The sequence below is a fragment of the Streptomyces sp. NBC_00846 genome, assembly GCF_045207325.1.
GTDB lineage: Bacteria > Actinomycetota > Actinomycetes > Streptomycetales > Streptomycetaceae > Streptomyces.
On the sequence record NZ_CP108846.1, the window covers coordinates 5,557,679 to 5,582,345 of the forward strand.

A 24,667-nucleotide genomic window follows, 5' to 3' on the forward strand; every position below is an offset into this window, starting at 1 on the left:
AGGGCATTACCTGGGGCAATCGAGTCTGTCATCGATCCGCGGCCGCCTAGTGGAGCAGGCTGCCTTGGAGCTCGGCACGGAGGTCCGGGGTGAGGACGGTGCCCGCCCGGTCGACCAGGAGGGCCATCTCGTACCCGACGAGGCCGATGTCGGCGTCCGGGTGGGCGAGAACGGCCAGTGAGGAACCGTCGGAGATGGACATCAGGAAGAGGAACCCGCGTTCCATCTCCACCACGGTCTGGCTTACGGCGCCGCCTTCGAAGATCCGCGAGGCGCCCGCGGTCAGCGAGGTCAGACCGGAGGCGACGGCCGCCAGCTGGTCGGCGCGGTCACGGGGGAAACCTTCGGACATGGCCAGCAGGAGTCCGTCGGCGGAGACCACCACCGTGTGCGACACCCCGGGGGTGTTGTCCACGAAGTTGGTGATCAACCAGTTGAGATTCTGCGCGGCCTGACTCATCGGGCTCAACTAACGCTCCTGCTGGTGAGTGGGGCCGAGTGGAAAACTGCCGGTCGACTGGCCGTTGTTGGCCTGCCGTCCCTGCTGGATGCCCCGGCGGAGATTGGTCAACCGCCCGCGCACATCATCGGGCGAACGCGACACCTGGGGACCGGACTGATGGTTCTGCTGTTGGGCGGTGCCCGGAACCAGGTTGGCGCGAGGTACCCGGCGAGGCAGTCCGGAAGTGGTGACTCCGCCCGCCGCGGGCTTCTTGACCCGCTCCGCCTGCCGTACGAGTTCGTCGTTCGGCGAGGGGCGCCAGGTAGGTGTGGTGCCGCCGTTGTCGGCTCCGGCGTGGCGCGGCGCGGGAGCCGGAAGCTCCTGGCCGGGCTGGTGCGGGGCGGACGTGGGCGCCTGCGGCTCGGCGGGCGGCTGCTGACCGCCCTGCTGCGGGCCGTGGAACCAGTTCGTCTCCAGGGTGTCGTACAGCGGCGTACGACCGTCCCCGGGCCCGGCCGGCGGCAGCGCCTCGGGCTGCGGCTGCGGCGGCAGGACCGGACGGTACTGCCCGTCACCGTGGGGCATGGCGGGCGGACGCGGGGCACCGAAGTCCTCGTTGTCCCGGCCGCGCTGACGCGGTGCCGGCAGACCCTGGTCCTGCCCGGGCTGCGGCTGGCCGAAGTCGGGGCGGGAGAACTGCGCGGTGCTCGCCGGGTCCAGCGGCGACGGAGCCTGCGGGGCCGGACCGGAGAAGTCCGGGCGGCCGAACTCGGCGGTGGAGCCGGGGCCCTGCCGGTCGTCCATGGCCGGGCGCGGGACGAGCGGCGGGCTCATCGGCCGCTGGAACCGGCCGGTGGATTCGGACTCCTCGTGACCGCGCGGGGCGTCCAGCGGGGTACGGCGCGGGGCGGACGGCTCGTCGGCGCCCCAGCTGGTGGTCTGCGAGTGCTGCGGCCGTGGGTTGCCACCGGGCAGCTCGGCACGCGGACCGCCGACCGGGGGCAGCTGACGACCGGGCTCGACCGGGCCGCCGGACCGCGGGAAGCCGCTCTGGCCGGCCGGGTTCTGCCGGGCCTGCTGCGGCTGCGGCGCCCCCCACGGGGCGGGGCCGTTGGCCTGCTCCTGCTGGTCGAAGCGGTCCTGGTCGTTGCGGCTCCGACCGTTGCGGTTCTGGTCGTTGTGGCTCTGGTCGTTCCAGTCCTGGCGGTTCTGGTCCGGGCGGTTCTGGTCCTGGCGGTTCTGGTCCTGCCGGTTCTGGCCGAATACGTCGGGCCGTACCGAGTCCGTACGGCCCGTTCCGTCACCCTGGCCGCGCGCGCCGAGCCGGGCACCGTTGCCGAAAGCACCGGCGAGGCCGCCGCCCTGACGCTGCGGCTCCTGGCGCGGGTTGCCCTGCGGACCGGCGTCGGCCGGTCCGTTGGACTGGAAGCCGGCGTTCTGCCGGCCCGGCTGACCCTGCTGGTCCTGCGGCCGGCGCGATCCGCCGTCCCGCGAGGGCAGTGCGGCGCGCGGACCGGAGCCCGCACCGACCTGACCTCGTGCGGCGTCCGGACCCGCGGCGAGCCGGCCGGCCGGGGCCGCCGGAGCACCACCGAGACCGGGACGGGAAGCGTTGCCCTGCCCCGGACCGCCGGCACCGCCGAGCAGACCGCCGGGGGCGGACTGCTGCCCCGGCCCCTGCTTGGGGGCCGGCTGCTTGCCGCCGTGCGCCACATCGACGGGCAGCATGACCAGCGCGGTCGTACCACCGGAGTCGGAGGGCCGCAGCTGGATCCGGATGCCGTGCCGCAGCGACAGCCGGCCGACCACGAACAGACCCATGCGGCGGGAGACCGAGACATCCACGGTGGGCGGCGAGGCGAGCCGCTCGTTGATCGCCGCGAGGTCCTCGGGGGAGAGGCCGATACCCGTGTCGTGGATCTCGACCAGCACCCGCCCGTCGGGCAGTGCGTGACCGGTGACCCGCACCTTCGTCTGCGGCGAGGAGAACGACGTGGCGTTCTCCAGCAGCTCCGCGAGCAGGTGCACGAGGTCGTTGACCACGCGGCCGGCGACCTCGGTGGCGGGCACCGCGGCCAGTTCGATGCGCTCGTACTGCTCCACCTCGGAGGCGGCGGCCCGGAGCACGTCGACCAGCGGGACGGGGCGGGTCCACCGGCGGCCCGGCTCCTCGCCCGCGAGGACGAGGAGGTTCTCGCCGTTACGGCGCATACGGGTCGCGAGGTGGTCGAGCTTGAAGAGCGAGGACAGCTGGTCCGGGTCGGCCTCGCGCGCCTCCAGTTCGGAGATGAGCGAGAGCTGACGCTGGATCAGGCCCTGGCTGCGGCGCGAGAGGTTGGTGAACATCGCGTTGACGTTGCCCCGCAGCAGGGCCTGCTCGGCGGCGAGGCGGACCGCCTCGCGGTGCACGTCGTCGAAGGCCGCGGCCACCTTGCCGATCTCGTCCCGGGAGTGCACACCGACCGACTCGACCGAGGTGTCGACGTCCTGCGGGTCGGCCTCGGAGAGCTGCTTGACGAGCTCGGGCAGCCGGTCCTGTGCGACGCGCGTAGCGGTGTCCTGCAGCCGCCGCAGCGAGCGGATCATCGACCGGGCGACGACGAAGGCACCGACCAGCGAGACACCGAGCACCAGCAGGATGAGCGCACCGCTGATGATCGCTTCGCTCTTCGACTGGTCGCGGAGCTCGCGGGCCTTGCCCTCCATGTCGCTGAGGAGGGTCTCCTCGATGGTCTTCATCGCCCCGATCTTGGTGGAGCTCTGGTCGTACCAGTCCAAGTAGGAGCGCCGCGGGGTGCCCTTCATGCCCGAGGGGCTGTCCAGCACCTTCTGCGCGTAGATGTTGGCGGCCTTGATCTCCGGGTTACCCTCGTCCAGCGTGGCGGTCAGCTCATCGGCGTTGTTGCCGGTGGCCTCGTACGCGGCCTTGAAGGAGCGGAGTGCCGTGGCTTCCTTGCGCAGCGCGGCGCGGCCGAACTGCTTGTCGTTCTGGTCGAGGTGCGGCTGCTTGTCGTTGCCGCCGGGCAGGGCCGCGGCGATGATCGCCCGCTGGACCGAGGCGTACTCCTTGGCGGAGGAGAAGGCCGCCAGCGCCCGGGTCCGCTTGATCATCTCCGCGTTGCTGGTCGCCTGCGCCATGTCCTGCGAGAGGCTCAGCAGCGAGGTGATCAGCTGGCTGTACTGGTCGACGGTCTGGAGACTCGGGGTGCCCTTGGCGTACGCCGTCTTGCGGATATTGCGGATCTCGGTCAGCTGGCTGGCGATCTGCTGGACGCTCGCGTAGATGCCTTCGAGGGCCTCGTCGCCGGACGGGTCGCCGATCGAGTTCGTGGCTTCGAGGAAGGCCGTCTTCGCCCGGTCGGACTTCTTGCGGGGCTCGGTGACCTTGAAGTCGTCGGGCTTCACCCCGTTGGACAGCGGACCGGCCGAGCGGTCGCGCTCCTCCTGGAGCGCCTGGGCGAGCGTGGTCGCCTGCTTGGTCATCTTGGTCAGCAGCTGCATGTGGTCCAGCTGCTGGATGTCGTTCATGGAGTCGTTGATCCGCAGCCCGCCCAGTGAGGTCGCGGCGACCACGGGAAGGGCGAGCAGGGAGACCAGACGCGTGCTGATGCGCCAGTTGCGCAGAGCCACTCGCGAGCCCGTGCTGACGGGGCCCCGCGGCTTGAGCGACGAGATCGGGTCGGTGCCGGCGGCCGCCGCGGCACCAGGGCCCCGGTCACGGTCGCCGCTGTCGCCGGCCGAGGCCGGTCCGGGGTTCTGGGCGTGCTGGGGCGAGGATCCGCGGTCGGTCCCGCCGCGCGGCTCCTGTTCCGCCGCAGCGCTGCCATCCCTCTTGAAACGTCCCTGCACTAGCGTCGCAACCTCTGGACCAGGCGTCCCTCCGCGCGAAGCGGATCGGACGGTGTCGGCGTCGTGGGGCGTTGTACCCGCCCCATGGTGGTCGTGAGTGACCGGCGCTCTTCCCCTTCCCGCCGCCACTCGGCGCTGCGTTGCGCCCCCTGCGCGCCGGCCTGAAACCCGCGGCGGTGCGTGGAATTCCAGCACAGTGCCGGATCTCCAACAAGGGCCTCGTACCCGGCCGTGACCTGGATGACACGTTGTGATGGCTGCGTGACAAGCCGTGGAGCGTGTTCGCGGTCAAAGTGGATCATTACGGGTGAATCGACGAAGGGTGAAGGGTGTCCCAGTCGACATGATCAGGAGCGGAATGGCTGATTCAGCTATGCAATGTCCGTTTCTTCCGAGGCGATCGACAGCCCGAGATGAGGCAATTGTCCACACAGTCGTGAGCAAACTCACATGATGATCGCCGTCTCATCCGGGCTTCCGAAGGGAATTCGATGTTTAGCCTGACGCTTTACAGGGATGGCAAATCCGACAACCGGCGCCCCTCCGAGCGGCGCCCGTACCGACAGGGTCCGAACGGCAGATGAAGACGACGATGATGTTCCGCAACATTGCCAACCCCCGGCGCACCACGCTGGCGCACCTCAAGGACGCCGAAGAGCTGCGGACGCCGGAGCTGCCGGAGCACACGCTCGACCTGCCCGCCCAGACGGCCAACCCCCGCCGCACCATCCTCATGGAGGCCCCGGTAACGGTCGCGGCCGCGGAGTAGTGCGTACGTCGTCCCCCTCACCCGCGCTCAACGCCTCGCCCTGCGAGGTTTGCCCCGTCGCGCCGCCCGGCACGCACGCTCGCCTGGCAGGGCGAGGCGTTAGCCTGGAGCGTCAGTCTTCAGCCAGCAAGCAAGTGAGGGGCGACAGCATCCCGTGCGCATCGCCAGGTTCTCCATCGACGGCAATGTCGCCTTCGGCGCCGTCGAGGGCGAGGGGCCCGATGGTCTCGTCCTCGACATCATCAAGGGCATTCCGTACGCCGAGTTCGAGCTCTCCGGCACGAAGGTCCCGCTGAGCAAGGTCCGCCTCCTGCCGCCCGTGCTCCCCAACAAGGTCGTGGCCATCGGCCGCAACTACGCGGAGCACGCCGCGGAGCTCGGCAACGAGGTGCCGGACGTCCCCGTCGCCTTCTTCAAGCCCACCACCTCGGTGATCGGCTCCGGCGACGCCATCGAGTACCCCTCCTTCTCCAACGAGCTCCACCACGAGGCCGAACTGGCCGTGGTCATCGGCCGCATGTGCCGCGAAGTGCCGCGTGAGCGCGTGAAGGACGTCATCTTCGGCTACACCTGCGCCAACGACGTCACCGCCCGCGATGCCCAGAAGCGCGAGAAGCAGTGGGCCCGGGCCAAGGGCTTCGACACGTCCTGCCCGCTCGGCCCCTGGGTGGAGACCGACCTCGACCCCAGCGACCTGACCATTCAGGCCACGGTCAACGGCGAGCAACGCCAATTGGGCCGTACGAGCGACATGATCCGCTCGATCGAGGACCTGGTCGTCCACATCACGGAAGCCATGACGCTGCTCCCGGGCGATGTGATCCTCACCGGCACTCCCGCAGGGGTCGGACCCCTCCATGTCGGCGACGAGGTCGCCGTCACCATCGAAGGCATCGGCACTCTCACCAACAAGGTGATCAAGCGTGGTTAACGCACCCTCCCCCAAGCTCTCGGTCCCGCTCGACCAGGGGGTAACCCCCCGTGTACGTTTCTGTCCCTCCCCGACCGGCAACCCCCACGTGGGCCTGGTCCGCACCGCCCTCTTCAACTGGGCTTTCGCCCGGCACCACGGCGGCACCCTGGTCTTCCGCATCGAGGACACCGACGCGGCCCGCGACTCCGAGGACTCCTACAACCAGCTCCTGGACTCGATGCGCTGGCTCGGCTTCGACTGGGACGAGGGCCCCGAGGTCGGCGGCCCGCACGCCCCGTACCGCCAGTCGCAGCGCATGGACATCTACAAGGATGTCGCCGAGAAGCTCCTCACCGGCGGGTACGCGTACCACTGCTACTGCACCACCGAAGAGCTCGACGTCCGCCGCGACGCCGCCCGCGCCGCCGGCAAGCCGTCCGGCTACGACGGCCACTGCCGCGACCTCACGGCCGAGCAGATCGCCGCGTACGAGGCCGAGGGCCGCACGTCCATCGTCCGCTTCCGGATGCCCGACGAGGCGCTCACCTTCACCGACCTGGTCCGCGGCGAGCTGACCTTCCAGCCGGAGAACGTGCCGGACTACGGCATCGTCCGCGCCAACGGCGCCCCGCTCTACACGCTGGTCAACCCGGTCGACGACGCACTGATGGAGATCACCCACGTCCTGCGCGGCGAGGACCTGCTCTCCTCCACCCCGCGCCAGCTCGCCCTCTACAAGGCGCTCATCGAGCTGGGCATCGCGAAGGGAACCCCCGCGTTCGGACACCTTCCGTACGTCATGGGCGAGGGCAACAAGAAGCTCTCCAAGCGCGACCCGCAGGCCTCGCTCAACCTGTACCGCGAGCGCGGCTTCCTGCCCGAGGGACTGCTCAACTACCTCTCGCTGCTCGGCTGGTCCATCGCCGAGGACCGCGACATCTTCTCCGTCGAGGAGATGGTGGCCGCGTTCGACATCGGGGACGTCAACGCCAACCCGGCACGCTTCGACCTGAAGAAGTGCGAGCACATCAACGCCGAGCACATTCGCAAGCTGGACGTGAAGACGTTCACCGAGGCGTGCGGCCCCTGGCTGAAGGCCCCGTTCGCCCCGTGGGCCCCGGAGGCGTTCGACGCGGAGCAGTTCGCGGCGATCGCCCCGCACGCCCAGACCCGAGTCACGGTCCTCTCGGACATCACCGCCAACGTCGACTTCCTCTTCCTCGACGAGCCGGCGACGGACGAGGCGTCCTGGGCCAAGGCGATGAAGGAGGGCTCCGACGCCCTGCTCGTCACGGCCCGCGCCAAGCTGGCCGACGCCGAGTGGAACGCGGACGCCCTGAAGAACGCCGTCCTCACCGCCGGCGAGGAGCACGGCCTCAAGCTCGGCAAGGCCCAGGCCCCGGTCCGCGTAGCGGTCACCGGCCGCACGATCGGCCTGCCGCTCTTCGAGTCCCTGGAGATCCTGGGCCGCGAGAAGACCATCGCCCGCATCGACGCGGCACTGGCCAAGCTGACCGCGTAGCGGGTTCGCATCACACGATGGGGTGGCTGCTCGGCAGGAGCACCCACCCCATCGGCAGAAATGGAGTCGGTGGGCGGTACCGTGCAGCGCCGCCGGGTTGGGGGGAAAGTGCGCGAACTGCGCCCACTGCAGCCGCTCGGTCTCTCCGCGACAGCGGAGGCTGTCTACCTCACGCTGGTGGAACAGGGGCCGCAGACCCTGGCCGAGCTCGCCGACCGGTCGACGCTGGTCGGGTCGCCTATCGAAAGCCTCCAGCACGCGGTCACCGAGCTCAGCGACATCGGTCTGGTGTCGCGCACGGACGGCAGACTGACCGCCCAGCCGCCCCGCGCGATGCTGGAAGCCGTCGCCGAACGACGCGCACGCGAAGCCCGGATCGCCTACGAGAGCGCGACGGTCCTGTCACGGTTCTGGCTCGACCACACCTCGGGATCCAGTTATGTCGAAGTCGTCGACTCCTCCCACAGACACGTGGCGGTCCAGGAACGGGTCCACGACGAGGCTGTGGCGGAGGTGCGTGGGCTGTCGACAGGGCCGGTGGGCGGGAGCGACCGGGTGCCGGAGGTCAGCCCCGGGACGTTGAACGCGCTGGACCGCGGGATCGCCTACCGGGTGGTGTACGGCGCCGACATCCTGCAGGATCCCAAAGCACTGGCGGTGAGTGCGTCGACCGCGGCGAGCAGGCACGGGTGTTCCCCCGGGTCGCGCTGAACGTGCTGGTCTGCGACGACCGCTTCGCCGTGGTGGGTGTCACCGCGCCGGACCGCACGGGACACCACAGCATCGTCGTCCAGCCGTCGGGTCTCCTGGACGGGCTGATCGGCGTGTTCGAGTCGTACTGGCGGATGGCCGTTCCACTCCCGTCGGCCGGCGAGGCCTCCGAGAGCGGGACCACTTCGATGAACGGGCACCGGCAGGTCCTGAGCTACCTCAGTGCCGGACTGACCGACGAGTCGATCGCCCGTGAGCTCGGGGCGAGTGAGCGGACCGTCGCCCGACGCATCGCACGCCTGCAGGAGATGCTCGGAGCCCGGACCCGGTTCCAGCTCGGTGTCCAGGCCGGCCGCCGCGGCCGGCTCTGAACCACGGCCCTGGTCGGGCCAGTGCCATGGGCGCGTGGGACGGGCCGGTGCGTGATCCGGCCCGCCCCACACGGGTCTTCGGCCGCTCAGGCGATCATCGCCCTGCGGTGGGAGCGCAGCCGTCAGCCGGCGTCCGGCTTGACCAGGTCGGGGAGCTTGGCCTCGAACAGCTCGTCGAACTTGAGCGACGGCAGGATGTGACCCTGGTTCGATGCGTCGTTGGCCACGCTCGCCGCCCAACTGGACGAGGCAAGCCGCTGGTTCGGCGTGCCGTGGTGGCCCGAGCTGGTGAAGCTGCAGTCGCCGACCTGGTAGAACGACTTCTCGGACTTGAGGAGCCTGGCGGCGTTCAGCGACTCGCCGCGGGCGTGGGTCAGGTAGTACGTCCCGAACGCGTCGGCCATGAGCTCGGTGCGGCGGGTGGCCTCCGGACCGGTCAGGTCGCTCTCGAAGAGGTTCTGCTGGAACTGCACATGGTGACCGAACTCGTGGCTCATGATGCCCTTCGGCGCGACATCGCCCAGACCCACCGCGGCCATGCCCTGCAGGATGCCGTCACCCATGACGATCCGGTCGGAGATGCCGAGGGGCTCCGGATCCCCCTTCTCGCTGTAGGCGAAGGCGTTGAAGGTGAAGATCGGGTTTGCGCCGCCCTGGAGCACCGGTTCCGAGTCGATCAGCTCGATGAACAGCTCGGCCAGGTCGAGTGCCCATTCCCGTGGGGCCTCCTCGATGGGATTGCCGTACATCACGGAGAGCACGTGGGCGAGCCGCTCGGGGCTGGAGAGGACGTCCGCTCCGTGCATGGGTACCAGCTGAATGCCCGCGGAGTCGATGTCCCAGAAACGCTTGAGGTTCTTCATCTCGGCGGTGAGCTTCTGGGTGTACTCGACGTTGACGCCGAAGGTGTTCGACTTCGACTCCGTGCCGACGATCAGCGCGTCGAAGGACGCCCAGTCGAAGCCACCGTAGAACTGGAGGTTTCCGAGAGCGCCCGGGTGTACGCCATCGAGGAGAGAGTTGGCGTACGTCGTGAGCTCGGTCCGCCGGCACGGGGAGTCGCCGGGGTTGATCACAGCGTCGCGGACCTCGCTCCACGGCGACTCGTTCAGAACCCGAAGGATCAGCAGTTCGTCTCCGTGGGATCCGTGGGCCAGGACCTTCTGGTCTTCATCGGATTCCTCCGTGGATACTCCGCCCTTCAGGGCGGGGAGGAAACGGACTTCTGCGGAGCAGGGCAAGGAGCGGAGTTTCGCCCCCAGGGCGAAAGGCCGTGCTGTGACCCGCAGATTTGATCTTAACTCGCAGCACCGCTAGTTTGTGAGCGTGACCACGGGCTGTGTGAAGCGGGCGTTCAAGTACCGCTTCTATCCGACCGATGCGCAGGCAGCCGAGCTGTCGCGCACGTTCGGTTGCGTGCGGAAGGTCTACAATCTGGCGCTCGCCGCCCGCACGGAGGCATGGGTGCGGCAGGAGCGGGTCAACTACAACGCAACGTCGGCGATGCTGACGGCGTGGAAGAAGACCGAGGAGCTGGCGTTCCTCAACCAGGTCTCGTCGGTGCCGCTCCAGCAGACGCTGCGGCACCTGCAGACCGCGTTCACCAATTTCTTCGGCAAGCGGGCGAAGTACCCGCGCTTCAAGTCGCGGAAGAAGTCGCGGAAGTCGGCGGAGTACACCACCAGCGGGTTCCGCTTCCGTGACGGGGAGCTGACCCTGGCGAAGATGACCGAACCGCTGGACATCGTGTGGTCCCGGCCGCTCCCCGAGGGGGCGAGGCCGTCCACGGTGACCGTTTCCCAGGACGCGGCGGGACGCTGGTTCGTCTCGTTGCTGTGTGACGACCCGTCCGTCCAGCCCCTCCCCGCCACCGACAGCGCGGTCGGAATCGATGTCGGCCTGGACCACCTGCTGACCCTGTCCACCGGGGAGAAGATCGCCAACCCCCGGCACGAACGCCGGGACCGCGCCCGACTCGCCAAAGCTCAGCGGAGACTGTCCCGCAAGGCCAGGGGCGAGGGCGCCAACCGGGCCAAGGCCCGGCGCAAGGTCGCCGAGATCCACGCGAGGATCGCCGACCGTCGCCGTGACCTGCTCCACAAGCTGACCACTCGGCTCGTGCGTGAAAACCAAACGCTCGTGATCGAGGACCTGACCGTGCGCAACATGGTCAAGAACCACACGCTCGCCCGAGCCATCTCGGACGCGAGCTGGAGCGAGTTCCGCTCCATGCTGGAGTACAAGGCCGCCTGGTACGGGCGCGAGGTGATCGCCGTCGACCGATGGTTCCCCTCGTCCAAGCTGTGCTCCGCCTGCGGCACCCTCGCGGAGAAGATGCCGCTGAACGTCCGTACCTGGACGTGCGACTGCGGAACGACCCACGACCGGGACGTGAACGCAGCGAAGAACCTTCTGGCCGCCGGGCTGGCGGTAACAGTCTGTGGAGCTGGTGTAAGACCTCAACGGAGTTCTCCGGGCAGGCAGTCGGCGACGAAGCAGAAACCCCCACGGCGCGAGCCGTAGGAATCCCCCTCGTTCACGAGGGGGAGGAAGTCAACGTCAGCACTCCCTGTCTTCTGCCGCCGGGTGTCGAACAGCAGAAATTCTGAGTTCTGAGCCCTTGGCCCTCAGCCACCTTGGAGACGGCGGCCGGTGATCGAAGTCCACGGGCCGCCTCTTCCGCGTTCTAGCTAGACGGGCACCAACTCCGGCGGTACGAAACCCGCTTCGGCCAGCCGCCGCCACAGTGCGTCCGGGACGGGGAAACGCGACGCCGTCGCGTTCGCCGCGACCTCGGCGGCCGACCGGCAGCCGACGACCACCGACCCGACGGCCGGATGCAGGGACGGGAACTGGATCGCTGCCGCGGCGAGCGGCACTCCGTACTCCGCACACAGCTCCCGGCATCGCCGCGCGCGGGCCAGGGTCTGCTCGGGAACGGGGCGGTAGTTGAACATTGCGCCGGGGGAGGGATCGGCGAGGAGACCGGTGTTGAAGACCCCGCCGACGACGACCGAGGTGCCGGTCTTCACACACAGCGGCAACAGCGTCCCGAGCGCGTCGTGGTCCAGAAGTGAGAACCGGCCCGCGATGAGGACGACGTCCACCTCGAACTCCGCCACGTACGCGGCGAGCGGCGCACTGTGGTTCATGCCGAACCCGATCGCCCGTACCAGTCCTTCGTCCCGCAGTCGGCGCAGCGTCGGGTAGGCCGTGCGCCGGACCTCCTCCGGGAAGTCGTCCGCGTCGTGCAGATAGAGGATGTCGACCGACGACCGTCCCAGGCGGTCCAGGCTCGACTCCAGGGACGTGCGGATACCGGACTCCGTCCAGTCCGTGACGACCTCGCCGGGCGAGCCGTCGGGCCGTGGCCGCAGCAGCCAGCCCGTCTTCGTGGAGATCAGCGGCGCCATGACGCCCGCCGGTGCCAGAAGGCGGCCGAGCCTGTCCTCGGCCTGACCGTGCCCGTAGCGCGGTGCCGTGTCGAAGTACGTGATCCCCTCGCGGGCCGCGGCCTCCAGCGTGGCCGCCGCGTCCGCCTCGGTCACCTCCTCGAACAGGCCGCCCAGCGGTGCGGTTCCGATGCCCAGGCGGGGCATCTCGAAGGGCAGTCGGCCGGTCATCGCGACACCTCCCAGACCGGGGCGCCGCAGGTGGGCCGGCCGCCGCGCAGGGTCATCGTCAAGGTCAGCCGCACCTGTGTGCCTCCGGACAGTTCCACGCGGCAGTACGGGCCGCCCACGTCCTGTACGGGACCGTCGTCGACCTGCGCGGTGTGCACGACGTGTTCGGCGAACGAGCCCGCCTGCACCACCAGCGAGCGCGCGGTGCCACCGAGGTTGACCAGTTCCACGACGGTGTGGTCGGGACGGATGTCGGAGACGAGCGCCGCGACGTCCGCGGGAAGTCCCGGCCGCTGCCCGACGGCGTCGTAGTAGCGCAGATGCATATGGGCGAGGCCCCCGTTGTAGAGGACCTGAGGGGAACCGGTGGTCAGCTGCAACAGCGCCTCCGTGACGACGGGGTTGAGTTCCTGCCAGTGGTGGATGTCGAGAATGCCGGGGCCGATGGCCGGGTTCATCGGGTCGTTCTCGATGGCCTCGACGCGTTCGGCGCAGGAGTCGAGGGCGCTGCGCAGCATGCGCTCGGGGAAGCCCGGGTTTCGGCCCTGCAGGAACTCGTACCACGGCTCCTCGTGCCCGGCCTCGTCCTTGATGCGCTGGGTGTGCACCGTCGTCCAGTCCCAGTTCGCGCCCGCCCGCAGCCGCTCGATGCGCTCCTGATCCTGGGTCTCGCGGCTGAAGTGCCACAGGGACAGCGGCAGTTGGCCCGGCATTACGGTGAAGTCGAACCAACCGGAGTCGTTGTGCCGCTGCGGGACCATCAGCGTCCGGTCGGCGTCCATCGCGCGCAGATGCGGATCCCAGCGCTTGCCCAGGGTGCCCCGGCCGTCGGCGCCGCGCTGCTCGCCCTGGCGCAGTACGGCATCGAGCGGGTTGCGGGCCAGGTCGAGGTAGGCCGCGTCGCCGGTCAGCAGGGCCGCGTTCGAGGCTCCGACGAGGGTGGCGCTGCCTACGGGGGAGAGGCCGTGCGGCCAGGACCAGCCGTAGTGTGCGCCGTACCACCGGCCGCCCAGGTACTCGCCGACCGTACCGCTCAGGCCCGCATTGTCGGGGACGACGTCGTGTCCGTCGAGCCGTTCGCGCCAAGCGCCGACGTACTCGGCCACCCAGTCCGCGTAGCGCTGCTCACCGCTGAGGAGGAAGGCGTTCGTGGCCAGTCCCGTCGCGGCCAGATTGACGATCGTGTCACCACGGCCCATCCGGTCCCACATCGCACGGCCGTAGGAGCGGGCGCGCTCGGGGTCGGCCGCGAGCTGGTCGAAGGACGTGACGTCGTCCATGGCGTCGAGCGGCAGCCCGTACGGGTGCAGGGCGAGGCTCCACGGGAAGTACGGCTCTTCGTCGCTGAATCCCGGGCGTGGCCCCGCCGATCCGTTGTGCGGTGCGCGCACGACCCGGTGTTCGGGGTCGTAGTTCGGCCCGCCGGGCAGATAGAAGTCGGCGAAACGGCGCGCTAGTTCGCGCAGTTGGGGGTCGCCGGGGTCGGCCAGGCACAGGCCGTAGAAGAGCAGCAGGCCCTCGCCCTGGTGGAACCAGTCGTAGCCGCGCTCCAACCCGTTCTGGAGCATGCCCATCTCGGTGAGCTGCGCGGACACACCGCTCCAGTGCCGCCGTGCGGCCGCCAGGAGATCCGCGCTGCCACCGAGGACGTACAGCGTGGGCCAGTTGAAGAACGGCTCGTAGAAGTCGTCCACGCCGTCGCGGCCGTCCGGGCCCACGCCGAGCGTGTCCCGGAAGACGAGGCGGCCGTCGCCCTCGGTGTAGCGGTCGGCGAAGAGCCGCCAGGCTTTGTCCTGGTAGGCGAGCAGCTCCCGCTGGAGCGTGGCCCAGCGGGGCATATCGGCGATGCTGCGGGTCGCCCGGAGCCGGGGACCGGGCACGGTGACGGCCGTCATCGACCCACCCCCTCACCCATGTTCGAGCCGCTGGTCCGTTGGTCCCTGGACATCGAGAACATCCTCCCCTCGCAATCGCCCATCGATAGCCGATGGTTAGACTCACCGGCGTGAGCCAGCCTGTCAATACTCGGGAACGGCACCTCGGGAGGATCCCGACCGTGATCGACTGCCATGTGCACCTGTGGGACCCGGCGTCGGGATTCCCATGGATCCGCCCGGGAAGCGTCCATCACAGGGCGTTTCGCATCGACGACCTGGGTGCCTCGGGGCCGGACGCGGCCGTGACCGGGGCGATCCTGGTCGAGGCGTCCCGCGGCGACGCCGGCGAGACACTTGCCCTGCGCGCATGGCGGATGAGCCGCCCCGACCTCGTCGCGGGGTACGTGGGAAACCTGCACGTCCATGGCGACGGCGGCCCCCGGCGCTTCCGCGCCCTGCTGCGCGATCTGGGCGACAGCCGCCCGAACGGCATGCGCCTGGGCGGTGCGAGCTGGGCGGACATCCCGGAAGCCGCTCACGTGCTGGTGCCCGAACTCGCGTCGGCCGGGCTGGTGTTGGAGATCAATCTGGGCTCCGGGGCGCTGCGGGCCGCGGCCGAGGCGGCCACCCGGCACCCCGGGCTCACCGTGGTCGTCGACCATCTCGGCAACCCGCCGAACCTCCGTACGGACCCGGGGGAGTGGTACCGGGACCTGGAGTGGGCCGCCTCGGTGCCGAACGTGGTCGTCAAGATCTCCGGCCTGCTCACCCAACAGCACGGCGTACCGCCCGAACGGACCGCGGAGTTGGTCAGGCACGTGGTGGGCGCGCTCGGCCCCGACCGGTGCCTCATCGGCTCCGACTGGCCGATCTGCCTGCCCCGCGGCAGCCGCACCGACTCCCTGGAGCTGTCCTGCCGCGGTCTCGACCGGCTCTCGGACGACGAGCGCGAGCGGGCCCTGCACACCAACGCCGTCCGGGTGTACGGACTGCGTGGTTGACAGTCGTCGAAGCACCCTGATTCGATTCCTTCGATGATCGATAGGCGATGAAAACTGCCCGGGCCCAACCGGCCCCGACCTCCGCGGAGATGCGACATGGCGTTGTTCGACCTGCCCCTGGAAGAGCTGGAGCGATATCGCCCGGCTCTGGACGAGCCCGACGACTTCGACGCGTTCTGGCTCGAAACCCTCAGTGAACAGGGGGACTTCGCTCCAACCGCGACGTTCGAACCGGTCCACAACAGGCTTGCCACGATCGATACGTACGACGTGACGTTCGCCGGATACGGCGGGCATCCCATACGCGGCTGGCTGCAACTGCCCGTCACCCGCACCGGACCGCTGCCCGCCGTCGTGGAGTACCTGGGATACGGCAGCGGACGCGGGGTCCCGCACGAGAAGCGGCTGTGGGCATGCGCCGGCTACGCGCACTTCGTGATGGACACCCGGGGGCAGGGCGCCGAGACGCCCGACCCCGATCCGGCCTCCGGCGACATCGCCTCGCCCGGCTTCCTGACCCGCGGCGTGCTCGACCCGCGGCGCTACTTCTACCGCCGCCTGTACACCGACGCCGTACGCGCCGTCGCCGCCGTACGCACCCACCCCGCGGTCGACCCCACGCGCGTCGCGGTCACCGGCACCAGCCAGGGCGGCGGCATCGCGCTGGCCGCGGGGGGCCTGGTCCCCGACCTCGTCGCCGTCATGCCGGACGTGCCGTTCCTGTGCCACTTCCCGCGCGCCACCACGATCACCGACAAGCCGCCGTACGCCGAAGTCACGCAGTTCGTGAAGCTGCACAGGGCGCACGCGGGCACGGTCGCCCGCACGATGGCGTACTTCGACGGCGTCAGCCTGGCCCGCAGGGCGAATGCGCCGACCCTGTTCTCGGTCGGACTCATGGACCGCATCTGCCCGCCCTCGACGGGGTACGCGGCGTTCAACCACTACGGCGCCGAAGGCGAGGTGGACCAGGCCGACAAGCACATACGCGCCTATCCGTTCAATGATCACGAAGGCGGCGGCCCCACCCACGAGGTCGTGAAATTGGAATGGCTGGCCAAGCAGCTGAACAGCGCGGCCTGATATTTTTCGGGATCCTTTCCTCCTGCGCCCCCACCGAGATTCCATCGATAGACGATGAGCGCGTACCATGAAGTAACTGGCTCGCCCCATCGCAGGATTGGGAATTCATGGCATCGAATGCGTCGGCTGGATTCGTCTCCACGCTGGCCACCAACAAGGACCGGTTCCGCAAGACCCTGATCTCCGACCAGGTCTACGAGCTGCTCCGCCAGGCCGTCGTCGACGGCGATCTCGCACCGAACGAGCGCGTGGTCGAGTCGGAGATCGCCCGGCGCCTGGGGGTGAGCCAGGCCCCGGTGCGGGAGGCGGTCAAGCGCCTGGCCCGTGAGGGCCTGCTCATGCACGTCCCGCGCCGCGGCCACTTCGTCGTCGAGATCTCCGCGCAGGACGCCGAGTACGCCCGACAGGTACGCGAGCCGCTGGAGCGACTCGCCGCGCAGCTCGCCACCGAACACCTCACCGACGACCACCTCCGCGAGCTCGACGCGCTGGTCGAGCGGATGCGGGACGCCGTCGCCGCGAATGATGTGAGCCTGTTCCGCGACGCCGACATCGAGTTCCACACCGTGGTGAGCCAGATCGCGGGCAATCCGTTCCTGGCCCGGATGTGGGAGGTCATCGAGCCGAGCCTGCGGACCCTGCGGGCCATCTCCGACCCCCTCTTCGAGGGGGACTGGAGCGCCATGGCCGAGGAGCACGGCCGGCTCGTCGGACTGTTGCGGTCCGGGGACGCCGGGCTGGCGGCCGCGGCGTTCGCCGACCACGCGGCCGGCCGCGGACCGGTCCCGGACGCGCGCGAGGTGAAGAGGAAGCCGCGCAAGGCCGCAGCCAAGAAGTGAGCACCACCCCAGCGCCACAGGCCCGAGCCAGACATCCGGCTCGGGCCTTCTTGCGGGGAAGCGGTCGTGGCTAACGGCGTGCGCCCGCCGTCCACTTCGGTGCCCCGTACTGGTAGGCGCCGAGGCTCGGTGTCGCATCCGTCGAGCCGTCATTGATGCCCGGCAGCGCGATCGCCTGGTTGCGCGCGGGAGAGTCGGCGGTCAGCCGGTAGTCGTGCCCGGCCGCGTCGACGAAGAGCGGATCGGTTTCGGCGGGCAGATTGTTCGAGAGTACGAGCCCGCCGTCGGTGGCACCGGTCAGACCGCGAATGGTGCCGATGTTGTTGTAGATCTTTGTGCCGGTCGACTGCCCCGGCTCCTTGACGTAGAACAGCGTCATTCCGCCGGTGTTGTTGTACACACCGTTGTTGTGCGAGCCGGTGCCCAGACCGTTGAGCATCACCGTGCCCTCCCGGTTGCCCCAGCCCACGTTGTTCGCGATCACCAGGTCGCTCTGCCCGTTGTCGGCGTAGACACCCGAGATCCCGAACGTGGTGAGCGTCGTGGCCGGCTCCGGATCGTGCAGCACATTGTGATCGATGGACGTCCCCATCATGAAGTCGCTGCAACAGGTGTAGATCGCGGCGACGTCGAGGCTGAGGCGGGCGTACCCCGAGATGTCGTTGTACGCGATCAGGTCCTTGCCCGGGGTGAGGCCCTCCACGGTGTTCCACTGGAGGTTGATGCCGCTTCGGCCGACCCGGCTGATCGTGTTGTGCGTGACCGTCTGGCTGTTGCCCTGTACGGCGACGCCCGCCGCGTACGTCCCCATGTAGTCGACATCGTGGATCACGTTGTTCGTGGCGGTGTTGTTCTGTCCGCGCAGCGCGATGCCGTTGCCCGCGCTCAGCGACAGATTACTGTTCACGATCTTGTTGTACGTTCCGTCGAGGACGATGCCGGTGTCGCCGACGCCGCGCGTCACCGTGCTGCCGCAGTCCGTGGCGCCGCGCGTGATGTCGGTGTAGTGCGACAGATATGTACCGTTGATCCCGTCCAGCGTCACGCCCGTGCTGGTCGGGCCCGTCTTGATGGTGGAGGCGAACAGTCCGACGCCCGCCACCGTGGTGTGGCTCGCGGCCGTCAGGTCGAAGGCCAGCGCCCGGGTCTTCGCCTCGATGGTGTGCGCGGCGGGGCTGTCCTCGCTGTAGAGGTACAGACGCTTGGCGGCCGGGTCGTAGAACCACTCGCCGGGGCGGGAGAGTTCACCGATCTTTCCGGCGAGGGCGTACCGCGTCTCCTTCGGTACGACCTTGTGCACGCACGGGGGCGCCACGTCGAGCGTCACCGAGCCGACGGCGGAGCTCTTCACCGTGCCGGTCGCCGAGATGTACCAGTAGCCGGTCAGGGCCCGCGCGCCGTCCCAGTACCCGGCGGGCCGAGTCAGGGCCTCGTCCGCGATCGTCGCCTCCGCGCTCCCCGCACCCGCGTACTGCAGCGTGGGGTCGAGCAGGTCGAGCCCCGGGTAGGGCCATTGCGCCTCGACGCCCGCCTTCTTGTCGGTGAAGACCTGCACGGTCGTCACGTCGGAGCCCAGGTCGACGGAGGTGCTGTAGACGTGTCCGGCCGCCACGGCGTCGCTGAACGCCGAGTTCTGGGCGTACGGATCACTCTTGGCGATCTCCATGACGTCCGCGCCGGTGACGGGTGAGAAGCCGCGCACCGGCGCGGTCCCGCTCAGTGTCACCTTCGCCCCTGGCGCCGCCCGGTAGGTGATCGGCAGCCCGGCGGTGCCCGACCGGGCCGGCGCGACGGTCTCGGCGTACGTACCGGACTGGATCAGACAGGTGTCTCCGGGCTCCATGACGTCGGCACACCGCTGGATGTGTTGGAATGCCTGACCCGTGGTGGTGCCCTTGTTGGAGTCCCGGCCCGACGGAGCGACGTGATAGACCGCGCCCGCCTGGGGCTTGTGCGGGTGCGCGGTGGCCGGAACGGCGGCCGCCACCACGGACAGCGAAGCGAGCAGGGCGGCTGCGGACCACGACCCCTTACCGGGGCGTGGCCACCATCTCCTCGACATTGGATGGTCCTTTCTTCTCTGGAGGGGAACGATCCGCCCGCTCATCCCTTCACCGCGCCCACCGTCAGACCGCTGATGATGTGGCGCTGCATGTAGATGAAGAAGATGATCACGGGCGCGACGGCGAGCAGAAGGTTGGGGAACACCTTCGTCAGATCGGTGGAGTACTGGCTGATGCCTGCGTAGATCGCCGTCGTCACCGTGTAGTGACCGGACGACGGGCTGAGCAGGATCTGGGGCGAGATGAAGTCGTTCCAGATCCCGATGGAGTTGAGGATCAGGACGGTGACGACCGCCGGACGCATCAGCGGGAAGACGATGGTCCAGAACGTCCGGTAGCGGCCCGCGCCGTCGATCGTCGCCGCATGGTCGATGTCCACCGGGATCGTGCGGATGAAGCCCACGAACAGGAAGATGCTGACCGGCAGCGTCGAGGCCACGTCGTGCGCGACCAGACCGGTCACGGTGTTGGCGAGACCGACCTCGCGCAGTACGTAGATCACCGGGATGATCACGGCTGCGCCGGGGATGAACGTGCCGGCCAGGAAGTACAGCAGCACCAGCTGCGTCCGCTTCTTGAGGCTGCGCGCGATCGCGTACGCCGCCGGTCCCGCCAGCGCGATGCACAGCACGTCCACGGTGACGACGAGGAACAGCGTGAAGCCGTAGCCGCCGATGACGTTGTACTGCGGATTGCTGATGGCGGCGGACATGTGCTCGAAGGTCAGACCGCTCAGCGGGATCGAGAACGGGCTGTCGAGGATGTCCTGCTGTGACTTGAAGGCGTTCACGACGAGCAGGTACACCGGCACGATCATGACGACGAACAGCGGGCCGAGGAGCACCCAGCGCAGGGGCGAGCGGGACTCCCGCTGTTCCGTCAGAGAGACCTCCGGGGCGGGAACCGGTGCGATCCGCGGTCTGTCGTGGACCTTTGGTTCAGTGATGACCACCCTCGGCTCCTAACCGGTCGCAGCTTGGTCTTGGCGGTTGCGCAGCGCGGTCACGACGAGGGCGAGCACGGCGGAGACGACCATCAGGAAGACCGCCTGGGCCGTTGCGTAACCGACCTTGGTGCCCTCGAAGGACCGGGCGAGAATGAGATAGGTGAAGGTCTGCGTCGAGCCGGCCGGACCGCCGCCGGTGAGGCTGACCACGATGTCGTACGCCCTCAGCAGGCCGACCAGGTTCAGTACGGTCGCCACGGTGACCACGGGCGCGATCATCGGGATCACGATGCGCAGATTGATCTGCCGCCTGCTGGCGCCGTCGATCGCCGCGGCCTCCAGGAGCTCGGCCGGGACGGTCTGCAGGGCGGCCACGAACAGGACGACGTTGAAGCCGAATCCGGCCCACACGATGACACCGATCAGCGTGTACAGCGCGAACTTTTCGTCGAAGAGAAAGCCGATCGGCTCCATGCCGAACTTGGCGAGGGTGTTGTTGACCGCCCCGTTCGTGCCGAGGATCGCCGCCCACAGATAGCCGAGGATCAACGCGCTGATCACGTGCGGGAAGTAGGCGACGGCGCGGAAGAACGAGTTCGTACGCGACCGGCTCTTGAGGATCAGTGCGTACACCAGGCCCGCGCCGACCATCAGGGCGGTGCCGATCAAGGTGATCAGCGCGGTCACGTACCAGGCGTCCGTCGAGCTCGGGTCGTCGAAGAGGTGCTTGTAGTTCTCCCACCCGATGAGGTTCGCGGTGGAGAAGCCGTCCCAGTCCGTGAAGCTGAGGTAGATCGCCACGCCCACGGGCACGACCGTCAGCACCGTGTACAGGAGCACGGCCGGGCCCATCATGCCGAACGTGACGGCCGCCTCGCGGAAGCGGGCTCGCCTGCGGCCGGAGCCGGGGGCCGCCGGGGCGGCGACGGAGCGCCGCCCCGGCTGCGTCAGTTCTGCGAGTTCCACCACTTGTCCAATCCGCCCGCGGCATCCTTCGCGGAGGTGCCCGTGTACAGGGACTGGATCTGCTTGTTGAGCTCGTCGCTGAACCCGGCGATCGGCTGGTTCTCACCGGACTTCACGAGCACCGACGGCGTCTTGTCGAGGATCTTCTGCACCGCGGTGCCGAGGCTGGACATCGGGTAGCTGAAGCCCGTGCGCAGATTGCCGTCAGCGGCGAGCTGGCTCTTGATCGCTTCCTTGTCGGTGACCAGCCACTTCACGAATTCGATCGCCTCGGCCTTGTGGTGCGACTGGTTGACCACGGCGTAGGGGTTCGAGACGTTGCCGAACTGGCCGGACGGGTAGGCGCCGTCGGTCGGCATCGTGAAGACACCGATCTCGTCGCTCTTCTTCGCCGCGTCCGCCGCGGGCACGAAGAAGGAACCCATCATGTACATCGCCGACTTGCCGTTGAGGAAGGCCGTCTGCCCGTCGGCGTACGTCAGCCCCAGCGCGCTCTTCTCGAGGTACCCCTTGTCGATCCACTGCCCGTAGCGCTTCAGGTACGGCACATAGCCGCTGTCGGCGAAGGAGACCTTGCCGTCGTTGCGCTGTTTGATCCATTGGGGGTTCTCGGTGAGCACACCGGCGTCGGCCATCATCGAGAACTGCCCGCCCGTCACCCACTGGCCCGCGGTCTGCAGCGGCTTGTAGCCCGCGGACTTCAGACTGCCCATGGCGGCGGTGAACTGATCCAGCGTCTGGATCTTCGACGCGTCCACGCCGGCCTTCGCGAAGGCCGCCTTGTTGTAGAAGACCAGCGACTGGATCTGCTCGCCCACGCCGACCATGTATGTCTTGCCGCCGACGGCGTACTGGTCGACCAGCGGTGTGTCCTTCGTCCAGGCCTGGTCGGACAGGTCGGCGAAGAGCTTGGTCGTGTCGGGGGCCGGGATGATCTGCTGGGCGATGTCGGGCGGGTCGCCGGCGGCGAGGTCCTGGGTGAGCTTGGCGTTGGCCGAGATCGTCCCCGTCAGCTCCAGCTTCACCTTCACGCCGGGATGGCTCTTCTCGTACTTCGTGAAGAGGCCTTTCCAGTACTGCTCCGTCAGGTTCGGCGAGATGTTGACGATGATGCGGAGAGTCGTACCCTCCGCGGCCCCGTCGGACCCGCTTCCCCCGCAGGCGACGGCGGATGCCATCACGAGCGGAGCCACGGCGAGTGCGGAGGCTCGGTGCCACATGGTTCTCATCGGACACGCTCCATTGCATAGTCGTGAATAATCGATAGCTGACGTGCAAGTGCAGGCGTTCGTTCGAGTTCGTCAAGAAGGGGAAGGGGGCGCGTCCGAACGGTGCGGTCGGGTCCCGGTAGGAGCTCGTAGTAATCGCCTATCGATTACTGATGCTATGGGCGGCATCCCGCATGTACAAGGGTGCTGCCGAAACCGCTTGCTCCCGTTCTCGGCGGCCCTGTCATGGATGCAACTCCTCGTTGCCCAGGAAGAGTTCGACCACCGGCAGCAGTACGTCGGGCCGCGAGGTGGGCAGGGTCAGGGTCAGGGTGCCCGGCGGCTGGCTCGGCGGGGCCAGGTTGTTGTGTTCGTGGCGGGCGCCGTCGACCTCGTGGAAGGCGATCTCCGAGCCGTCGTGCAGCAGTTGGGCATAGCGAACCCGCCCGGCCAGGCCAGGAAGATGTAGGTGATTGAGCGGCCAGGCGAGCAGGTGCAGGTACAGGCGGCGGCCGCGCTGCGTGTACAGGGCGCTCGCCGGCGGCCGGAAGGAAGAAGGTCCCGCACCGTGTACGGCGCGGGCGTGCAGGGCGCTCCACTCTCCGATGGCCCGCAGGGTGTCGCGCGCCCGCTGATCGAGCGAACCCCTTCCGGTAGGGCCGACGTTGAGGATCAGATTTCCGCCGCAGGAAACGGACTGGACCAGCATGCGGACCAACTGGGACGGGTCCTTGTAGTCGTGGTTGTCGCGGTCGTAGCCCCAGGACCCGTTGAGCGTATGGCACGCCTCCCACAGCACCGGCGCGCCGTCGCGCTCCAGCGGCCGGTCGGGCTGGTACTGCTCGGGCGTCACATAGTCACCGGGTACGCCCAGCCGGTCGTTCACGAGGATGTCGGGCCGCAGCTCACGGACCGTTTCGATGAGCTCTTTCGCCCCCCACTGCTCCGGCCCCATACCTGGATACGTGAAGTCGAAGAAGAGCAGGTCGACCTGTCCGTAGTTGGTGAGCAACTCACGTATCTGGCCCTGCATGTACGACCGGTAACGCGCCAAGTCCGCCGCCTCCCGCCCGCCCTCCGAGCCGCGCAGCGGATGGTGCTCGTCGACCGGGAAGCCGGGGTGGTGCCAGTCGAGGAGTGAGTAGTAGAGGCCGACCCGCAGGCCCTCGGCGCGCATCGCCTCCGCGAACTCGGCCACCAGGTCCCGGCCGGCCGCACGCACCGAGGTGTAATCGGTCAGCGACGAGTCGAAGAGGCAGAATCCGTCGTGGTGCTTGGCGGTGAGCACGGCATAGCGCATCCCTGCTTCCCTTGCCGCCCGGGCGAGTTCCCGCGCATCGAAGAGGTCGGGGTCGAACCGCTCCAGGTAACGGTCGTATGCCGCCTGGGACATGGCCTCCCGGCTGCGTACCCATTCGTGCCGCGCGGCGAGGCTGTACAGGCCGAAGTGGACGAACAGTCCGAAGCGCGCGGTCTCGAACCACCCGCCGGGTGCAGTGGGCACGGAAGACTCCTGACGGATTGACAGCACTAATCGATAGGAGGTTATCTACCATCGATAGACGATGATGTCACTGGTGTTGCGTGCGGGGAGCGCGCGGAGAGGCACGTAAATGAACCCGAGCAGGGATCAAGAAACGTCGACGGCGGGGGAGACCTCGACCTACGAGTCGATGCGGTCGCCGGTCCACACCTCGTCCTTCCGGAGGCCGACACGGCGGATGGTGGAGGCACTTGAGGACGTGAGCGCGGCGACCGCCTGCGCGAAGCTGCACCAGATGGGCATCACCCGGACCTTCATCGACGGGCCCGTGCCGCTGCACCGGGAACCGGACATCAAGATCACCGGAGGTGCGGTGACCCTGCAGTTCCTGCCGCAGCGCGAGGACGTCTTCAACGGCGCCGCACAGGAGGACATCGAGCGCAAGACCCCGCTGTGGGGGGTGCTGGAGTCGATCACACCCGGCGACGTGCTGGTGATCTCGGCGCAGGCGAGCCACTTCACCGGCTGTCTTGGCGACATGCTGGTGCGCTACTTCAAGCTGCGCGGTGGCGCCGGGATCGTCGTGGACGGGCGGGTGCGGGACGCGGCCCGGATCCGGGCCCTCGGCGTGCCGATCTGGTGTACCGGAGTCACCCCGCACTACGCCTCGCAGACGGAGCTCTTCCCCTCCGCGTTCAATGTGCCGGTGGGTGTCGGCGGCACACTGGTCACGCCGGGGGACCTGATCGTGGCCGACGAGGACGGCGCCGTGGTCGTACCGCAGGACCGCGCGGTCCCGCTGGCCGAGGACTCGCTCCTGCACCAGGACCGTGAGGCGTTCGCACGCCGCCGCCTCGACGAGGGTGGCCTGCTCTCCGACTACTATCCGCTCACCGGTGAAGGGCTGGACGAGTATCTGGCGAGCAAGTCCGGGACCTGACCACTTGCGGGTTCTGTACGGGGACGGCTTCGTCCCCGTACAGATGGCGCGGGCGGCGCAC

At 68.8% G+C, this 24,667-nt stretch carries 20 protein-coding genes; 10 read left to right on the forward strand and 10 right to left on the reverse strand.

The features are described from left to right. Window positions 1-46: 46 nt before the first annotated feature. Window positions 47-469, reverse strand: coding sequence for a roadblock/LC7 domain-containing protein (locus OG936_RS25595; RefSeq protein ID WP_003966009.1), 423 nt, complete (start codon window positions 467-469; stop codon window positions 47-49). Beyond that, complete coding sequence (locus OG936_RS25600) at window positions 470-4,291, reverse strand: nitrate- and nitrite sensing domain-containing protein (protein WP_406497761.1); 3,822 nt, start codon at window positions 4,289-4,291, stop codon at window positions 470-472. Between the two features lie 580 nt (window positions 4,292-4,871). Here OG936_RS25600 and OG936_RS25605 point away from each other — a divergent pair. The 5 genes from OG936_RS25605 (at window position 4,872) to OG936_RS25625 (ending at window position 8,577) form a co-directional block, all read left to right on the forward strand. Continuing rightward, a complete protein-coding gene (locus tag OG936_RS25605) occupies window positions 4,872-5,060 on the forward strand; it encodes a hypothetical protein (RefSeq protein WP_406497763.1) in 189 nt (62 codons plus the stop codon). A gap of 154 nt (window positions 5,061-5,214) precedes the next feature. After that, the gene (locus tag OG936_RS25610) at window positions 5,215-5,991 is read left to right on the forward strand and encodes a fumarylacetoacetate hydrolase family protein (RefSeq protein ID WP_114246867.1); all 777 of its coding nucleotides are present in this window, start codon (window positions 5,215-5,217) and stop codon (window positions 5,989-5,991) included. Then, window positions 5,984-7,495 carry a glutamate--tRNA ligase gene (gltX, locus tag OG936_RS25615; RefSeq protein WP_406497765.1) on the forward strand — a complete coding sequence of 504 codons (1,512 nt, stop codon included), beginning with the start codon at window positions 5,984-5,986 and terminating at the stop codon, window positions 7,493-7,495. Before OG936_RS25610 ends, gltX begins: the two co-directional genes overlap by 8 nt. Before the next feature lie 108 nt (window positions 7,496-7,603). Beyond that, the gene (locus OG936_RS25620) at window positions 7,604-8,206 is read left to right on the forward strand and encodes a helix-turn-helix domain-containing protein (RefSeq protein WP_406497767.1); all 603 of its coding nucleotides are present in this window, start codon (window positions 7,604-7,606) and stop codon (window positions 8,204-8,206) included. Then, window positions 8,185-8,577, forward strand: a complete 393-nt coding sequence (locus tag OG936_RS25625) for a helix-turn-helix transcriptional regulator (protein ID WP_406497769.1) — start codon at window positions 8,185-8,187, stop codon at window positions 8,575-8,577. Before OG936_RS25620 ends, OG936_RS25625 begins: the two co-directional genes overlap by 22 nt. Before the next feature lie 122 nt (window positions 8,578-8,699). Here OG936_RS25625 and OG936_RS25630 read toward each other — a convergent pair whose 3' ends face one another. Continuing rightward, complete coding sequence (locus OG936_RS25630; RefSeq protein WP_406497770.1) at window positions 8,700-9,818, reverse strand: hypothetical protein; 1,119 nt, start codon at window positions 9,816-9,818, stop codon at window positions 8,700-8,702. Window positions 9,819-9,897: 79 nt separating this feature from the next. On the opposite strand from OG936_RS25630, the gene OG936_RS25635 reads away from it, so the two are divergent. Next, on the forward strand, window positions 9,898-11,100 hold the full coding sequence (locus OG936_RS25635; protein WP_406491934.1) for an RNA-guided endonuclease InsQ/TnpB family protein: 1,203 nt from the start codon (window positions 9,898-9,900) through the stop codon (window positions 11,098-11,100). A gap of 167 nt (window positions 11,101-11,267) precedes the next feature. Here the strand turns inward: OG936_RS25635 and OG936_RS25640 are convergent, their stop codons facing one another. Further along, window positions 11,268-12,200 carry an aldo/keto reductase gene (locus OG936_RS25640; protein WP_406497772.1) on the reverse strand — a complete coding sequence of 311 codons (933 nt, stop codon included), beginning with the start codon at window positions 12,198-12,200 and terminating at the stop codon, window positions 11,268-11,270. Further along, window positions 12,197-14,095: a hypothetical protein gene (locus OG936_RS25645; RefSeq protein WP_406497774.1), complete on the reverse strand. Its 1,899-nt coding sequence runs from the start codon at window positions 14,093-14,095 to the stop codon at window positions 12,197-12,199. The genes OG936_RS25640 and OG936_RS25645 overlap by 4 nt, the downstream gene beginning before the upstream one ends. A 110-nt stretch (window positions 14,096-14,205) precedes the next feature. Here OG936_RS25645 and OG936_RS25650 point away from each other — a divergent pair, with 110 nt between their 5' ends. The 3 genes from OG936_RS25650 (at window position 14,206) to OG936_RS25660 (ending at window position 17,000) form a co-directional block, all read left to right on the forward strand. Next, window positions 14,206-15,078, forward strand: coding sequence for an amidohydrolase family protein (locus OG936_RS25650; protein ID WP_406497775.1), 873 nt, complete (start codon window positions 14,206-14,208; stop codon window positions 15,076-15,078). A 96-nt stretch (window positions 15,079-15,174) separates the two neighbouring features. After that, window positions 15,175-16,161 carry an acetylxylan esterase gene (locus OG936_RS25655; RefSeq protein ID WP_406497777.1) on the forward strand — a complete coding sequence of 329 codons (987 nt, stop codon included), beginning with the start codon at window positions 15,175-15,177 and terminating at the stop codon, window positions 16,159-16,161. A 107-nt stretch (window positions 16,162-16,268) separates the two neighbouring features. Beyond that, window positions 16,269-17,000 carry a GntR family transcriptional regulator gene (locus OG936_RS25660; protein ID WP_406497779.1) on the forward strand — a complete coding sequence of 244 codons (732 nt, stop codon included), beginning with the start codon at window positions 16,269-16,271 and terminating at the stop codon, window positions 16,998-17,000. A 70-nt stretch (window positions 17,001-17,070) separates the two neighbouring features. Here OG936_RS25660 and OG936_RS25665 read toward each other — a convergent pair whose 3' ends face one another. From OG936_RS25665 to OG936_RS25685, 5 genes are all read right to left on the reverse strand, one after another. Further along, window positions 17,071-19,062, reverse strand: a complete 1,992-nt coding sequence (locus OG936_RS25665) for a right-handed parallel beta-helix repeat-containing protein (RefSeq protein ID WP_406497781.1) — start codon at window positions 19,060-19,062, stop codon at window positions 17,071-17,073. Window positions 19,063-19,103: 41 nt separating this feature from the next. Next, window positions 19,104-20,015 carry a carbohydrate ABC transporter permease gene (locus OG936_RS25670; protein WP_406497783.1) on the reverse strand — a complete coding sequence of 304 codons (912 nt, stop codon included), beginning with the start codon at window positions 20,013-20,015 and terminating at the stop codon, window positions 19,104-19,106. Window positions 20,016-20,024: 9 nt separating this feature from the next. Beyond that, window positions 20,025-20,978 carry a carbohydrate ABC transporter permease gene (locus tag OG936_RS25675; RefSeq protein ID WP_406497785.1) on the reverse strand — a complete coding sequence of 318 codons (954 nt, stop codon included), beginning with the start codon at window positions 20,976-20,978 and terminating at the stop codon, window positions 20,025-20,027. Beyond that, on the reverse strand, window positions 20,957-22,204 hold the full coding sequence (locus tag OG936_RS25680; protein ID WP_406497786.1) for an ABC transporter substrate-binding protein: 1,248 nt from the start codon (window positions 22,202-22,204) through the stop codon (window positions 20,957-20,959). Before OG936_RS25680 ends, OG936_RS25675 begins: the two co-directional genes overlap by 22 nt. 223 nt (window positions 22,205-22,427) lie before the next feature. Then, complete coding sequence (locus OG936_RS25685) at window positions 22,428-23,687, reverse strand: alpha-L-fucosidase (RefSeq protein WP_406497787.1); 1,260 nt, start codon at window positions 23,685-23,687, stop codon at window positions 22,428-22,430. A 109-nt stretch (window positions 23,688-23,796) separates the two neighbouring features. On the opposite strand from OG936_RS25685, the gene OG936_RS25690 reads away from it, so the two are divergent. Beyond that, the gene (locus tag OG936_RS25690) at window positions 23,797-24,606 is read left to right on the forward strand and encodes a ribonuclease activity regulator RraA (protein WP_406497789.1); all 810 of its coding nucleotides are present in this window, start codon (window positions 23,797-23,799) and stop codon (window positions 24,604-24,606) included. The last annotated feature ends 61 nt before the right edge of the window (window positions 24,607-24,667 follow it).

Excerpts from the sequence above, each read along its gene's own strand:
- OG936_RS25605 (WP_406497763.1), top strand. The coding sequence starts at position 4,872 with ATGAAGACGACGATGATGTTCCGCAACATTGCCAACCCCCGGCGCACC.
- OG936_RS25640 (WP_406497772.1), bottom strand. The coding sequence starts at position 12,200 with ATGACCGGCCGACTGCCCTTCGAGATGCCCCGCCTGGGCATCGGAACC.
- OG936_RS25645 (WP_406497774.1), bottom strand. The coding sequence starts at position 14,095 with ATGACGGCCGTCACCGTGCCCGGTCCCCGGCTCCGGGCGACCCGCAGC.
- OG936_RS25655 (WP_406497777.1), top strand. The coding sequence starts at position 15,175 with ATGGCGTTGTTCGACCTGCCCCTGGAAGAGCTGGAGCGATATCGCCCG.
- OG936_RS25660 (WP_406497779.1), top strand. The coding sequence starts at position 16,269 with ATGGCATCGAATGCGTCGGCTGGATTCGTCTCCACGCTGGCCACCAAC.
- OG936_RS25665 (WP_406497781.1), bottom strand. The coding sequence starts at position 19,062 with ATGTCGAGGAGATGGTGGCCACGCCCCGGTAAGGGGTCGTGGTCCGCA.
- OG936_RS25680 (WP_406497786.1), bottom strand. The coding sequence starts at position 22,204 with ATGAGAACCATGTGGCACCGAGCCTCCGCACTCGCCGTGGCTCCGCTC.
- OG936_RS25690 (WP_406497789.1), top strand. The coding sequence starts at position 23,797 with ATGAACCCGAGCAGGGATCAAGAAACGTCGACGGCGGGGGAGACCTCG.